At 70.7% G+C, this 13,756-nt stretch carries 13 protein-coding genes; 11 read left to right on the top strand and 2 right to left on the bottom strand.

Going from position 1 to position 13,756, the window contains the following annotated elements:
• The first annotated feature begins 106 nt into the window (after window positions 1–106).
• The 3 genes from ACFWDI_RS25950 to ACFWDI_RS25940 all read left to right on the top strand — a co-directional run bounded on the left by ACFWDI_RS25950 (window position 107) and on the right by ACFWDI_RS25940 (window position 2,814).
• Window positions 107–664, top strand: coding sequence for a hypothetical protein (locus ACFWDI_RS25950; protein ID WP_385307238.1), 558 nt, complete (start codon window positions 107–109; stop codon window positions 662–664).
• A gap of 88 nt (window positions 665–752) precedes the next feature.
• Window positions 753–1,529 carry an alpha/beta fold hydrolase gene (locus ACFWDI_RS25945; protein ID WP_385307236.1) on the top strand — a complete coding sequence of 259 codons (777 nt, stop codon included), beginning with the start codon at window positions 753–755 and terminating at the stop codon, window positions 1,527–1,529.
• 19 nt (window positions 1,530–1,548) lie between these two features.
• Entirely contained in the window at window positions 1,549–2,814 is a 1,266-nt protein-coding gene (locus tag ACFWDI_RS25940; RefSeq protein ID WP_385307234.1) for a cytochrome P450, read from the top strand.
• On the opposite strand, the gene ACFWDI_RS25935 is transcribed toward ACFWDI_RS25940, so the two are convergent.
• Window positions 2,811–3,554 carry a hypothetical protein gene (locus ACFWDI_RS25935; protein ID WP_385307232.1) on the bottom strand — a complete coding sequence of 248 codons (744 nt, stop codon included), beginning with the start codon at window positions 3,552–3,554 and terminating at the stop codon, window positions 2,811–2,813. The two genes, ACFWDI_RS25940 and ACFWDI_RS25935, sit on opposite strands and share 4 nt — an antisense overlap.
• 104 nt (window positions 3,555–3,658) lie before the next feature.
• Here ACFWDI_RS25935 and ggt point away from each other — a divergent pair, with 104 nt between their 5' ends.
• Both ggt and ACFWDI_RS25925 read left to right on the top strand, forming a co-directional pair.
• The gene (gene ggt, locus ACFWDI_RS25930; protein ID WP_385307230.1) at window positions 3,659–5,476 is read left to right on the top strand and encodes a gamma-glutamyltransferase; all 1,818 of its coding nucleotides are present in this window, start codon (window positions 3,659–3,661) and stop codon (window positions 5,474–5,476) included.
• A gap of 149 nt (window positions 5,477–5,625) precedes the next feature.
• Window positions 5,626–6,336 (top strand): glycoside hydrolase family 75 protein, encoded by a 711-nt coding sequence (locus ACFWDI_RS25925; RefSeq protein WP_385307229.1) that lies wholly within the window; start codon window positions 5,626–5,628, stop codon window positions 6,334–6,336.
• 72 nt (window positions 6,337–6,408) lie between these two features.
• Here the strand turns inward: ACFWDI_RS25925 and map are convergent, their stop codons facing one another.
• Window positions 6,409–7,176, bottom strand: coding sequence for a type I methionyl aminopeptidase (gene map, locus ACFWDI_RS25920; protein ID WP_385307227.1), 768 nt, complete (start codon window positions 7,174–7,176; stop codon window positions 6,409–6,411).
• Between the two features lie 55 nt (window positions 7,177–7,231).
• On the opposite strand from map, the gene ACFWDI_RS25915 reads away from it, so the two are divergent.
• From ACFWDI_RS25915 to hydA, 6 genes are all read left to right on the top strand, one after another.
• Window positions 7,232–7,486 carry a helix-turn-helix domain-containing protein gene (locus tag ACFWDI_RS25915; RefSeq protein WP_385307225.1) on the top strand — a complete coding sequence of 85 codons (255 nt, stop codon included), beginning with the start codon at window positions 7,232–7,234 and terminating at the stop codon, window positions 7,484–7,486.
• Window positions 7,487–7,538: 52 nt separating this feature from the next.
• Window positions 7,539–7,919 carry a PPOX class F420-dependent oxidoreductase gene (locus ACFWDI_RS25910; protein WP_385307223.1) on the top strand — a complete coding sequence of 127 codons (381 nt, stop codon included), beginning with the start codon at window positions 7,539–7,541 and terminating at the stop codon, window positions 7,917–7,919.
• A gap of 84 nt (window positions 7,920–8,003) precedes the next feature.
• Window positions 8,004–9,968 (top strand): hypothetical protein, encoded by a 1,965-nt coding sequence (locus ACFWDI_RS25905; protein WP_385307221.1) that lies wholly within the window; start codon window positions 8,004–8,006, stop codon window positions 9,966–9,968.
• Between the two features lie 158 nt (window positions 9,969–10,126).
• On the top strand, window positions 10,127–10,969 hold the full coding sequence (locus ACFWDI_RS25900) for a nitrilase-related carbon-nitrogen hydrolase (protein ID WP_327326916.1): 843 nt from the start codon (window positions 10,127–10,129) through the stop codon (window positions 10,967–10,969).
• Window positions 10,966–12,246, top strand: a complete 1,281-nt coding sequence (locus tag ACFWDI_RS25895) for an aspartate aminotransferase family protein (RefSeq protein ID WP_385307219.1) — start codon at window positions 10,966–10,968, stop codon at window positions 12,244–12,246. The genes ACFWDI_RS25900 and ACFWDI_RS25895 overlap by 4 nt, the downstream gene beginning before the upstream one ends.
• Before the next feature lie 52 nt (window positions 12,247–12,298).
• On the top strand, window positions 12,299–13,705 hold the full coding sequence (gene hydA / locus ACFWDI_RS25890) for a dihydropyrimidinase (RefSeq protein WP_385307218.1): 1,407 nt from the start codon (window positions 12,299–12,301) through the stop codon (window positions 13,703–13,705).
• Window positions 13,706–13,756 lie beyond the last annotated feature (51 nt).

Genomic DNA, 13,756 nt, shown 5'->3' with positions numbered 1-13,756 from the left:
CGGCACCGACGGTTCCTTCGGGCCGGAGCGCTGCTCGCTCGCCACCGGATGAGCGGAATTCAGCCGACCTCTGGTGTTCCCGTGGCGGACGTCCCAAGCTCTCGGTGTGGAGAATCCAAAGGGCGACACCCCGCCGGCGGCGCTGGTGACCCTCCGGCTGCGACGGCAGGTCGAGTGGGTGCCCGTCGCGGCGCTCGTGCTGGCCGTCGTCTGGGCCATCGCCACCGGGGCGATCGTCGACGGCCCCAATGGCACGGCCGGCGGGATCGCCATGTCGGTGATCGGGGTGCCGATCGCCGTCCTCGCGATCAGCTGCGTGGGCCATCTGGTGCGGCCGCTGCGGGTGAGTGCCGACGCGGCCGGGCTGACCGTGCGGCTGCCGGTCTGGCCGGCCAGAACAGTGCCCTGGTCCGGCATCTTGCGGGTGACCGCACTGCCGCAGTACGTCGTCGTCGGCTGTCGCGCGCCGGTCGGCAAACTGCCGCGGACCTGTCGGCCGCGGGCCGCGTACCGCAGACTCGCTCCCGCCCCTGACAGTGTGGCGAGCGGCCAAGGGCTCTGTTTCGAGACACTGGTATTCGAGCTGGATCCGGCCGAACTGCTGGACGCCATCAGGCAGTATGCGCCGGTGGGGCTCCCGGTGACGGACGAAACGCGCCACTAGGCCTCCACAAGCCCCTCTCCACCCTTGCCCGGCGGGGCAGTTGACACCACCGTGGCGGTGTAGGCCTCTTTCGGCGATCGGAGCAGCCGTGGCCCCTTTCCTCCTGCCCCATTCACTGTACGGATCGGGCCCGCACCGGATCATCGCCGTGCACGGCTGGCTCGCCGACCGTGCCGACTATGCCGCGATACTGCCGGACCTCGACCGGCACAACTTCACCTATGTCTTCGTCGATCTGCGAGGCTACGGCGAGGCGCGGGAAGCCCCCGGCGCGTACACCACCACGGAGGGCGCCGCCGACATCCTCACGCTCGCCGACCGGCTCGGCTGGGACTCCTTCTCGCTCATCGGGCACTCGATGGGCGGATCGGTCGTCCAGCGCGTCCTGGCCGCGGCCCCGCACCGGGTACGGCGGCTGGTCGGGATCTCGCCGGTGCCCGCGAGCGGGCTGCACATGCCGCCGGAGCAGTGGGAGCTGTTCGCCTCCGCGGCCACGAAGCCGGAGAGCCGGCGCGCCATCATCGACTTCACCACCGGGTCGGTGCGGCCGGACGCCTGGCTGGACCGGATGGTCGACCGGTCCGTGGACCGCAGCGACCCCGACGCCTTCCGTGCCTGGCTCGACTCCTGGGCGGAGGAGGACTTCCATGACGAGGTGGCGGGCTCGACGACGCCGGCGCTCGCGGTGACCGGGGCCCTCGACCCGGCGATCAGCGCGGACTTCATGCGCCGCACCTGGCTGCGGTGTTACGCACGCGCGAAGCTGGCCGAGCTGGCCTGCGCCGGACACCACGCGATGGACGAGACCCCGCTCCAGCTCATCCGTACGGTCGAGGACTTCCTTCGGGCGGACGGCCGCGTATGAGGCGTATGACAATGCCCGTATGACAAGGCCCGACCGGACCGTGCCGGACGTCTTCGATCCGCGGATCTACGCCGCCGGGCTGCCGCACGACGCCTTCCGCGAGCTGCGCGACCACCACCCCGTGGCCTGGCAGGAGGAGTACGAGGTCCTCGGCTGGCCCGCCGGACCCGGCTTCTGGGCGGTCACCCGCCACGCGGACGTCGTGCGGGTCCTCAAGGACTCCGCGACGTTCTCGTCCCACCTCGGCGCCACCCAGATCCGCGACCCCGACCCGGCCGATCTGCCGTTCATCCGCCGCATGATGCTCAACCAGGACCCTTCCCCCCGCTTCGCGGGGGAGACCCCGTCGGACCACGGGCGGCTGCGGCGGCTGGTGAGCCGCGCCTTCACGCCGGGACGCATCGACCTCTTCACCGGAGCGGCCCGGATCCGGGCTCGTCAACTCCTCACCGTGGCACGGGACATGGGTCCTGTCATCGACCTGGTCAGCGCCGTCACCGACGACTACGCCCTGCTCAACCTCTCCGATCTGCTGGGCGTCCCGGAGAGCGACCGGGGACTGCTGCTGAAGTGGACCGAGCGCGTCATCGCCTATCAGGACCCGGACGAGCCGCCGGTGCTCGGACCCGACGGCACGCCCGTCAACCCGCGCTCACCCGCCATGCTCCAGGAGATGTTCAGCTACGCCCAGCAGCTCGCCGCGTACAAACGGCGCCGGCCTGCAGACGACGTCATGACGTCGCTCGCGGAGTCGGAACTCTCCGACGCCGAGCTGGAGATGTTCTTCTTCCTGCTCACGGTGGCGGGCAACGACACCGTTCGCAGCGCGGCTCCCGGCGGCTTCCTGACGCTGGCGGAGCACCCGGACGAGCAGCGCAGGCTGCGGGCCGGAGAGGTGGCTCCGGACAGCGCCGTCGACGAACTGCTGCGCCGCCAGCCGCCCGTCCTCAGCTTCCGCCGCACCGCCACCCGGGACACCCGCCTCGCCGGGCAGCAGATCCGCAAGGGCGACAAGGTCGTCGTCTTCCACGCCTCCGCCAACTACGACGAGCGTGTCTTCGAGGCCCCGCACGGCCTCGACCTCTCGCGCTCCCCGAATCCGCACGTCTCCTTCGGTGACGGCCCGCATGTCTGTCTCGGCGCCCACTTCGCCCGGCTTCAGCTGCGCGTCCTGCACGAGGAGGCGCTGGATGTGCTGCCACCATGGACGACCGCGGGCCCGCCGCGCCGACTGGTGTCCAACTTCATCAACGGCATCAAGTCGCTGCCGCTGACCGCGGCCTAGCTTGCGGCGCGGTGCGAGTTGCGCGTGGCCGGGGCGGGCGTCTGCGCCGTCCGGGTCACATCGGCGACCAGCTCCACCACATCGGGGCCGTACGCCTGGGAGTTGACGACCTTGAGCAGCAGGCAGAAGGAGTTCCCGCCGTGCTTGCGGGCGAGCTTCTCGTGGTTGCGGGCCAGATAGCGGGTGGCCGCCTGGTTGGTGATCGCGCGCTGGCCGCAGAAGAGAAAGACGGGCCGCGCGTCCTGCCCCGCTGTGAGCCGCGCCAGCATGACGTACTCGGCGACGCCCGGCTCCATGCGGTAGCGCTCCGGGCCGATCTGGAAGGCGCCCTGGTCGGGGCCCGGCTCAGGGTCCGTGTTGACCTTCACGCCGGGGAGCAGCGACTGCAGATGCGCGGCCATCCGGCGGTTGGAGAACGGGCCGCCCACACAGAATTCCGTACGCTCGCCGAAGCCCTGCTGGGCTATGTCGTGCCAGATGATCTGGGCATGCGAACCGCAGTCCTTGATCAGCGCGGCGAGCTCGAGCAGCGCGAAGACGTCGAAGCGGTGCACGGACCCGTCGCGGCCGGCCTCGCGGTTGACAACGAGCAGGGACTCGGAGTTCCCCGGCAGCCCGAAGAAGGCCTGCTTGCGGTGGAGTCTTCGCCGCCAGAGGTACGTGCGGGTGAGCCAGCCGAGTGTGGCGCTGACCCCGGCGGCCATCACGCCGAGCACGATATTGCGTACGTCGTCATTCATGGGCGCGCATGTTAGCGGTCTTGCGGACCATTGTTCGAGACGGGCCTGACGGGGCGGTCGCGGTAAAGTTACGCTGCGCGGACGTACGTTGACTGGAGGTACGGATGCGTCGCTCTACCGCACGGAATGTGTCGGTTCTGGCCGTTGCCGCGGCCGTGGTCTCGATCGGCGCCGCGGCGCCGCCGAGCCACTCCCCGCCGGTAACGCCGCCGGTCAAGACGCCCGTGGCGGCCGGCTACGGCGGCGCCGTCGCGAGCGTCGACGCGGATGCCTCGGCCGCCGGCATAGAGGTGCTGCGGCGCGGCGGCAACGCCGTGGACGCGGCGGTGGCCACCGCGGCCGCCCTCGGCGTCACGGAGCCGTACTCCGCGGGCATAGGCGGTGGCGGCTTCTTCGTCTACTACGACGCCACATCCCGTACGGTCCAGACCATCGACGGCCGCGAGACCGCGCCCCGGTCCGCGGACGCCTCTCTCTTCCTCGAGAACGGCAAGCCGATCCCGTTCGAGGAGGGCATGACGAGCGGTCGCGGTGTCGGCACACCGGGCACCCCGGCGACCTGGGACACCGCGCTGGACGCCTGGGGCAGCAGGCCGCTGCGGCAACTGCTGCGGCCCGCCGAGCGGCTGGCGAAGGACGGCTTCACCGTGGACGCCACCTTCCGCTCGCAGACCGAGGCCAACCAGGCGCGCTTCGCGGACTTCCCGGACACGGCGAAGCTCTTCCTGCCGGGCGGGAAACTGCCGGTGGTCGGCTCGGTCTTCAAGAACCCCGATCTGGCGCGTACGTACAAGGAACTGGGACGCAAGGGCGTCGGCACCCTCTACCGCGGTGAGCTGGCCCAGGACATCGTCCGTACGGTGCGCAAGCCTCCGGTGGCCCCGGGCGCGGCGCGGGTCGTGCGGTCCGGCGATCTGACGGCCGAGGATCTGAAGTCGTACGAGACGGAGCGCCGGGCCCCGACCAAGGTCGGCTACCGGGGTCTTGATGTGTACAGCATGGCGCCCTCCTCGTCGGGCGGTACGAGCGTCGGCGAGGCGCTCAACATCCTGGAGCGGAGCGACCTTTCGAAGGCCACGCAGGCGCAGTATCTGCACCGCTTCATCGAGGCGAGCCGGATCGCGTTCGCGGACCGCGGGCGGTGGGTCGGTGACCCGGCCTTCGAGGAGGTGCCGACGAAGGAGCTGCTGTCGCAGCGGTTCGCGGACTCGCGCGGATGCCTGATCAAGGACAACGCGGTGCTCACCAGCCCGCTGGCGCCGGGTGACCCGCGCAGTCCCGCGGCGTGCGGGTCGTCGGGAACGGCCGCCCCCACCACGTACGAGGGCGAGAACACCACCCATCTGACCGCCGCCGACAAGTGGGGCAATGTCGTCGCGTACACCCTGACGATCGAGTCCACGGGTGGCAGCGGAATCACCGTGCCGGGGCGCGGCTTCCTGCTCAACAACGAGCTGACCGACTTCTCCTTCGCTCCGGCCAATCCGGCCGTCCACGACCCGAATCTGCCGGGCCCGGGCAAGCGTCCGCGCTCGTCCATCTCTCCGACGATCGTGCTCGACCACGGCCGTCCGGTGCTTGCGGTGGGCTCCCCGGGCGGCGCGACGATCATCACCACGGTGCTGCAGACACTCACCGGCCGTCTGGACCGGGGTCTGCCGCTGGTCGACGCGATCGCGGCGCCACGCGCGAGCCAGCGCAACCAGGCGACGACGGAGCTCGAACCGGCGCTGTGGAACAGCCCGCTCCGCGCCGAGCTGGAGGCAATCGGCCATGCCTTCCGGCAGAACCCGGAGATCGGCGCGGCGACGGGCATCGAGCGGCTGCCCGACGGGCGGTGGCTCGCGGCTGCCGAGAAGGTACGGCGGGGCGGTGGCTCCGCGATGGTTGTCCACCCGAGCGGTACTCAGTCCGGCGGCTGACCGATAAGAGTCGAACGCCCGCGGCCCCGGCCTCAATGGTCGGTCGGGTCGCGGGCGTTGTGCTGCCAGGGGTTGACGCGGTCATGCAGAGGGCTCACATTTGGTCGTTGAACGGGTAAGGAAACTTTCCTAACAGAAAGGCCACCCCCATGCGCACTCGTACGCTCGCGCTGGCCGCTGCTTCCGTCGTCGCCCTCCTCGCGGCCGCGGCGCTGCCTGCCACCGCCGACTCGGCGCAGCATGCCGCCGTTCCGAAGGCCGCCGGCGTCAAGGAAGGTTCGGTCAGCGCGGCCGACCTGCTGGCCAAGGTGAAGAACTGTTCGCAGATCTCCAACGGCAAGTACAAGTCGGACACCGAGACTTCGGCGAACATTCCGGTCTGCGGGAAGAACGGAGCCGTGTTCTGGAAGGCCGACATGGACGTCGACTGCGACGGCCAGGTCACCAGCAAGTGCAATGCCAACACCGACCCCTGGTTCCAGGACGACACGGCCTTCCATCAGTCCAACGGCAAACCGCTGAACGCCGAGAAGCTGCCGTATGTCGTCGTGCCGAGCAGCAGCGGCATCTGGAACTACTCGAGCGCCGGGATCAAGGGCGGCGGTGTCGTCGCCGTCATCTACAACGACACGGTGGAGTACGCCGTCGTCGGGGACACCGGCCCCAACAAGATCATCGGCGAGGCGTCCTACGCCACTGCGAAGGCGCTGGGCATCGACCCGGACCCGGAGACCGGCGGTGCCGAGTCCGGTGTCACGTACATCCTGTTCAAGAACTCCAAGGTCTCTCCGATCGAGAGCCACAGCGCCGCGGTGAGCCTCGGTGACTCCCTCGCCAAGAGGTTCCTGCAGGACAACTAGGCGGGCGGTGGGGCGGGGCGACCGGGCGGGCCTGCTCGGCAGGCCCGCCCGGCGGGACTTCTCAAACCCGCTCTAGAGTGCGGTCAGGATGCGCGGGCCGTCGTCCGTGACCGCCACCGTGTGCTCCGCGTGGGAGGCGCGGCTGCCGTCCGCGGTGCGCACCGTCCAGCCGTCGCGTGCCGTGTAGTGGTTGTCGGTGCCGCCGCCGATCACCATCGGCTCGATCGCCAGCACCATGCCGTGCCGCAGGGGCATTCCCCGGCCCGGGCGTCCCTCGTTGGGGACGCCCGGGTCCTCGTGCATATGGCGGCCCACGCCATGGCCGCCGAAGCCGTCCGGGATCCCGTACCCGGCCTTCCGGCACACCCGGCCGACGGCATGGGCGATGTCGCCGATGCGGTTGCCGACGACGGCCGCCGCGATGCCCGCCGCCAGTGCCTCCTCGGCGGTACGGATCAGCTTTGTGTCCTCGGCGCGGGCGCGGCCGACGGTGAAGCTGACGGCCGCGTCGCCCGCCCAGCCGCCGTGGAGCGCGCCGCAGTCGATGCTCACCAGGTCGCCGTCGCTCAGCCGGTAGTCGCCGGGGATGCCGTGCACGATCGCGTCGTTGACTGAGGCGCAGATGACGGCGGGGAAGGGGGTCGGTGCCCACTCGGGGCGGTAGTCGAGGAAGGGCGATGCGGCCCCGGCTTCACCCAGGACCGCGCGGGCGGCCCGGTCGAGGTCGCGGAGGCTGACGCCGACGGCCGCGGCCTCCCGGACCGCCGTGAGTGCCTGGGCCACGATGCGGCCGGCCTCGCGCATCGCGTCGATCGATGTATCGGTTTTGATCTCCACCATGCCAATTACTATACCGGTCCTTCCGGTATTTTAATACCGGCATTAGAATAACGGCATGGTGCGCACCCCTCTCACTCCCGAAGAGCGTGAACGCGGCGAACGGCTCGGCCGGTTGCTGCGCACGTCGCGCGGCGACCGCAGCATGGTGGAAGTGGCCGCGGCCGCCGGACTGTCCGCCGAGACTCTGCGCAAGATCGAGACGGGCCGCGCCCCGACTCCCGCCTTCTTCACCGTCGCGGCACTCGCCGCGGTCCTCGGCCTGTCCATGGACGAACTGGTCGCGAGCTGCGCGCCGGCGCCCGCCGTCTGAACCGGACCCCCTGACGCACGCCTCGGACCCCGGCGCGGCGTACTCTCGCGTCGTGACTCCCGACGACTTCGCCGACGCCAGGTACATCAGCGTGACCACGTTCCGCAAGGACGGGACGGGTGTCGCCACGCCCGTGTGGTTCGCGGTGGACGGCGGTGAGATCTTCTTCTGGACCCGCTCCGATTCCTGGAAGGTCAAGCGCCTGCGCAACAACAGCCGCGTCGTCGTCACGGTTTGCGACGTACGCGGCCGGATCGCGGACGGCGCCCCGAGCGCGGAGGGCACGGCGCGGCTGCTGGAGGGGGATGCGATGGGCGCGATCCGTAAGCTCCTCGCCCGCAAGTACACCTGGCAGTTCTGGCTGGTCGACTGGCCCGCGACGATCGCGCGACGCGGGAAGCGGCCGCACACCGGCATCGCGGTGACCATCTGAAAACTGTCCGTAGCAGAGCCGTAACACGACTGCGGTCGAATGCCTCCGGACCGGATGCTTTCGGGCGGTGGCGCAGGGGCGGCGATGACGGTGCATCAACTTCCGGTAGAGGCCGGGACGTTCGCGCGGTACTTGAGAGATCTGACCGCGCTGCTCGACCCGGGTGACGGCTGGTACGGGATCTTCTGCCAGCGGGACCCCGAGGGGATGCGGGCCTGCCTGGACGGTGTCGAGATCCCGCCCTGGGACGTGGTGGAGTCGCTGCTCCAGGACCTCGCGACGGGGCGCGGGGCGCAGTTCGCCGAGCCCGAAACCGTGCGCGCGAGACGGCTCCACACAGCCTCGGCGGCGGTGCACGACCGGCAGCCGGGCGGCCGCGAGGCACTGACGGAACGGCTCGAACTGATGCGCCGCGAGCAGGTGTACGCGACGGGCCGGGCGGAAGAGCTGGTGCGCCGCCTGGCCGGGGAACCGGAGGGCACACCGGCCTCGGAGCAACTCGCCAACGAACTGGCCTGGACACGTGACGACCACGCGAGGGCGACCGCCCGGGTGGGGGAGCTGCGGGGCCGGCTTGCGGCGGTATCCGACGGGCCCGGCGCGGACGAGGAGACGTCCGGGCTGCCGGACAGCTGGTACGGCCGGGCGGACACATCGGCGGGCCCCGGGCCGGCGTGGGCACCGGACGGACGCGCGCGCTCGGGCGTGGGGTGGGCCGCGGAGCAGGAGACGTCCGCCGCGCCGGGCGGGTATGCGCACGCCGCTCCCGCGGACGTCCGGCCCCGGTGGGCGCAGGAGACGGCCGAGGGTGCCGGATCTGCCCCGGTGTTCGGCGGACCCGCGCGCCCGGCGGCCGGACCGGGCGAGCCGAACGGACCGGGCGGACCGGGCGAGCCGAACGGACCGGGCGGACCGGGCAGGCCGAACGGGCCGGGCAGGGCGCACGGACAGGGCGGCGGAGCGGAGCACGGCCGGGAGGCGGACGACTGGTCCGGCTTCGCTCGGCGGTACGAACGGCCCACCGCGGCCGAGGCCCGGGCGGCCGCCGCCGACGGCTGGGACGCCCTTGGGGAACGACCGGGTGCGGACCCGGCGTACGACGCGTACCCCCGTCCGGACAGCGATGCCACTCGCCGGCCGGGCGGCAGGCCCTCGTTGCCCGACGACTGGTTCCGGCCGGAGCCCGCCGCGGCCGAGCCCGGCGACCCGGCGGCACCCCGTCCCACCGCGTTCGGTCCAACCACTCCCGGTCCAGCGGCGTCCGCCGGCACCCGCACCGGCTCCGCCCGCCCCGAGGCACAGCCCGACCCCCCGGTCGCCCCGCCCGCCCAGCCCGAGACCCGTTCCGCCAAGAAACGGCGGCCCCGTGGGGGCGCCCGCTTCGCCGGCGTCGAGGGGAGCGGGGACGAGATCGCCGCCGTGCCCGTGCTGCCCGTCACCGACGACGTCCCGCGCGGCGCCAGATACGGCGGCGCCGCACCCAGTCAGGAAACGCCCGCCGCCCCCGCCGCATCGGACGGCGCGCGCAGGGCCGCGCGGGAGACCGTCGCCGCGCTCAGCAGGCTCCGGGCCGAGGGGCTGAGCGGTGAGGCGCACGCCATGATCTGCGAGGCCGCCGTCCGGCCCGCCTCCTGGCTGCCCCTCCTGGCGGCCGAACTGCACCGCGCCGGCCTCGACGCCGACTGGGCCACCCTGCTGTGGGAGGCCGCCTCGCAGCCCGCCCTGCGGCTCGCATCGGCAGCCGGAGCACTCGCCGCCGCCGGCCGGACCGAGGACAGCGGACAGCTGCTGCGCCAGGGCGTGGCCCGCCCCGCCGACGACATCGCCGCCGCCGTACTCGCCCTCGAGGACGAGAGCCGGAATCCGGAGGCAAGGGCTTTACTGACCGCCTTCGTACAGGTGCACACCGCCGAGGACACGGCCAGAATCGCCGAACGGGATCCGCGCCGCCTTGTGCCGCAGCTGCTCGACGCCGCACGCGCCCAGTCCGCGGCGCATGAGCGCGATCTCGTCCACGCGCTGCGCGTAGCGGGTCACCTCAGCGGCTGAAGCGGTTCGGAGTGGACCGCTCGGGTGTGAAACATGATCGACTCTGCGGGTTAACGACGATGGTCTTGCCCCGCCGTGTGACGGGGCTTACGTTCTCCTCCTACGCACCGCATCTACGTGCGTAGAAGCTCTCTGACGCGCCGTCGAAGGAGCAACTCATGGCCCATGTCGTACGCGCCGCACTCGTCCAGGCGACCTGGACCGGCGACACCGAATCCATGATTGCCAAACATGAGGAACACGCCCGCGAGGCGGCCCGCCAGGGCGCCAAGATCATCGGTTTCCAAGAGGTCTTCAACGCGCCGTACTTCTGCCAGGTCCAGGAGCCGGAGCACTATCGCTGGGCCGAGCCCGTCCCGGACGGCCCGACCGTCCGCCGGATGCAGGAGCTCGCCCGCGAGACCGGCATGGTGATCGTGGTCCCGGTCTTCGAGATCGAGGGCGCCGGCTTCTACTACAACACCGCCGCCGTGATCGACGCCGACGGCTCCTACCTCGGCAAGTACCGCAAGCACCACATTCCGCAGGTCAAGGGCTTCTGGGAGAAGTACTACTTCAAGCCGGGGAATCTGGGCTGGCCGGTCTTCGACACGGCGGTCGGCAGGGTCGGGGTGTACATCTGCTACGACCGTCACTTCCCGGAGGGCTGGCGTCAACTGGGCTTGAACGGAGCTCAGTTGGTCTACAACCCGTCCGCCACCTCGCGCGGGCTCTCCGGGTACCTCTGGCAGCTGGAGCAGCCCGCGTCCGCCGTCGCCAACGAGTACTACATCGCCGCCATCAACCGTGTCGGCCAGGAAGAGTACGGCGACAACGACTTCTACGGCACCAGCTACTTCGTCGATCCACGAGGCCAGTTCGTCGGAGAGGTCGCCAGCGACAAGGAGGAGGAGCTGCTCGTACGGGACCTCGACTTCGACCTGATCGATGTCGTACGACAGCAGTGGGCGTTCTACCGGGACCGTCGCCCCGACGCCTACGACGGGCTGGTGCAGCCGTGACCAACCTGCACGACCGCCACAAGGCCGTCATCCCCGACTGGGTCGCCCTCTACTACCAGCAGCCGATCGAGATCACGCACGGCGAGGGCCGGCACGTCTGGGACGCGAACGGCAACCGCTACCTCGACTTCTTCGGCGGCATCCTCACCACCATGACCGCTCACGCTCTCCCCGAGGTCACCAAGGCGGTGAGCGAGCAGGCCGGGCGGATCATCCACTCCTCCACGCTCTATCTCAACCGCCCGATGGTCGAGCTCGCCGAGCGGGTCGCGACCCTCTCCGGCATCCCCGACGCGCGGGTCTTCTTCACCACCTCGGGCACCGAGGCCAACGACACAGCCCTGCTGCTCGCGACCGCGTTCCGCCGTTCCAACCAGATCCTGGCCATGCGCAACAGCTACCACGGCCGGTCCTTCTCCGCGGTCTCCATCACCGGCAACCGCAGCTGGTCGCCCACCAGCCTCTCCCCGCTGCAGACGCTGTACGTGCACGGCGGCGTCCGCACCCGCGGCCCCTACGCCCGGTTGTCCGACGCGCAGTTCATCGAGGAATGCGTCGCCGACCTCGAGGATGTGCTCGGGCAGACCCGCGGTGTCGCCGCGCTGATCGCCGAGCCCATCCAGGGCGTCGGCGGTTTCACCTCGCCGCCCGACGGGCTGTACGCGGCCTTCCGCGAGGTCCTCGACCGGCACGGCATCCTGTGGATCTCCGACGAGGTGCAGACAGGCTGGGGCCGCACGGGCGAGCACTTCTGGGGCTGGCAGGCGCACGCCGAGAACGGGCCGCCGGACATGCTCACCTTTGCCAAGGGCATCGGCAACGGCATGTCCATCGGCGGTGTCGTCGCCCGCGCCGAGATCATGAACTCCCTCGACGCCAACTCCATTTCGACCTTCGGCGGCTCCCCGGTCACCATGGCGGCCGGCGCCGCCAACCTCTCGTATCTCCTGGAGCACGACCTCCAGGGCAACGCCCGCCGCGTCGGCGGTCTGCTGATCGAGCGGCTGCGGGCCATCGGAGCGAGTGCCGCGTCCGTACGGGAAGTACGCGGCCGAGGCCTGATGATCGGCATCGAGCTGGTCAAGCCCGGCACGGACGAGGCGAACCCCGAGGCGGCCTCGGCCGTCCTGGAAGCGGCCCGCGAGGGCGGGCTGTTGATCGGCAAGGGCGGCGGCCACAACACCAGCGTCCTGCGCATCGCCCCGCCACTGTCGCTGACCGTCGCGGAGGCGGAAGAGGGCGCCTCGATCCTCGAACGGGCCCTGCACAGCGTCTAGTCGAGGACTCAGTTCATCCTCCAGTTCAGCGTACGAGAGGGAGCGCACCAGCATGAGCAGCACCCGCACCTTGATCCGCGGCGGTCTGGTCATCACCGCCGCGGACGAGATCCACGCGGACGTACTGATCGAGGACGGCCGGATCGCGGCCCTCGCCGCCCATGGCTCCGCCGTGTCCGAGGCCTGGACCGCCGGCCGCACCATCGACGCGACGAACAAGTACGTCATTCCGGGCGGCGTCGACGCCCACACCCATATGGAACTGCCCTTCGGCGGCACGCACGCCTCCGACACCTTCGAGACCGGGACGCGGGCCGCGGCCTGGGGCGGCACCACCACCATCATCGACTTCGCGGTGCAGTCGGTCGGCCACGCCCTGCGCGAAGGTCTGGACGCCTGGTACGCCAAGGCGGACGCCAAGTGCGCCATCGACTACGGCTTCCACATGATCCTCTCCGACGTCAATGAGTCGTCGCTGAAGGAGATGGACAAGCTGGTGGAGGAGGGCATCACCTCCTTCAAGCTCTTCATGGCCTACCCCGGCGTCTTCTACAGCGACGACGGCCAGATCCTGCGCGCCATGCAGCGCTCCGCCACCAACGGCGGGCTGATCATGATGCATGCCGAGAACGGCATCGCCATCGACGTCCTGGTGGAGCAGGCGCTGGCCGAGGGCCGCACCGATCCGCGCTACCACGGCGAGGTGCGCAAGGTCCTGCTGGAGGCCGAGGCCACGCACCGCGCCATCCAGCTGGCGCGGGTCGCGGGAGCTCCGCTGTACGTGGTCCATGTGTCGGCCGAGGAAGCCGTCGCCGAGCTGGTGGCCGCCCGCGACAAGGGGCTGAATGTCTTCGGCGAGACCTGTCCGCAGTACCTCTTCCTGTCCACCGACAACCTCGCCGAACCGGACTTCGAGGGCGCGAAGTACGTCTGCTCCACGCCGCTGCGGCCGCGCGAGCACCAGGCCGCGCTCTGGCGCGGGCTGCGGACCAATGACCTGCAGGTCGTCTCCACCGACCACTGCCCGTTCTGTTTCGAGGGCCAGAAGGAACTCGGCCGCGGCGATTTCTCCAAGATCCCCAACGGGCTGCCGGGCGTGGAGAACCGGATGGATCTCCTCCACCAGGCGGTCGTCGACGGACACCTCACCCGTCGCCGCTGGATCGAGATCGCCTGCGCGACACCGGCCCGGATGTTCGGCCTCTATCCGAAGAAGGGCACCATCGCTCCCGGCGCCGACGCCGACGTCGTCATCTACGACCCGCACGTCGAACAGACCCTCTCGGCCGAGACCCACCACATGAACGTCGACTACTCCGCGTACGAGGGCAAGCGGGTCACCGGGCAGGTGGAGACCGTGCTGTCGCGCGGCGAAGTGGTCATCGACGGGCGGGAGTTCACCGGCCGGGCGGGACACGGCCAGTACACCCCGCGCGGCACCTGCCAGTACCTCAGCTAGCCACTTCATCCACGCACCTCGTCCAGGAACCTCATCCGGGCACCTCGTCCA

The organism is Streptomyces sp. NPDC060064 (genome assembly GCF_042736455.1).
Taxonomy (GTDB): Bacteria; Actinomycetota; Actinomycetes; order Streptomycetales; family Streptomycetaceae; genus Streptomyces.
The sequence above is the reverse complement of the archived record's forward strand: the minus strand, read 5'-3'. Positions and strand labels throughout refer to the sequence as shown.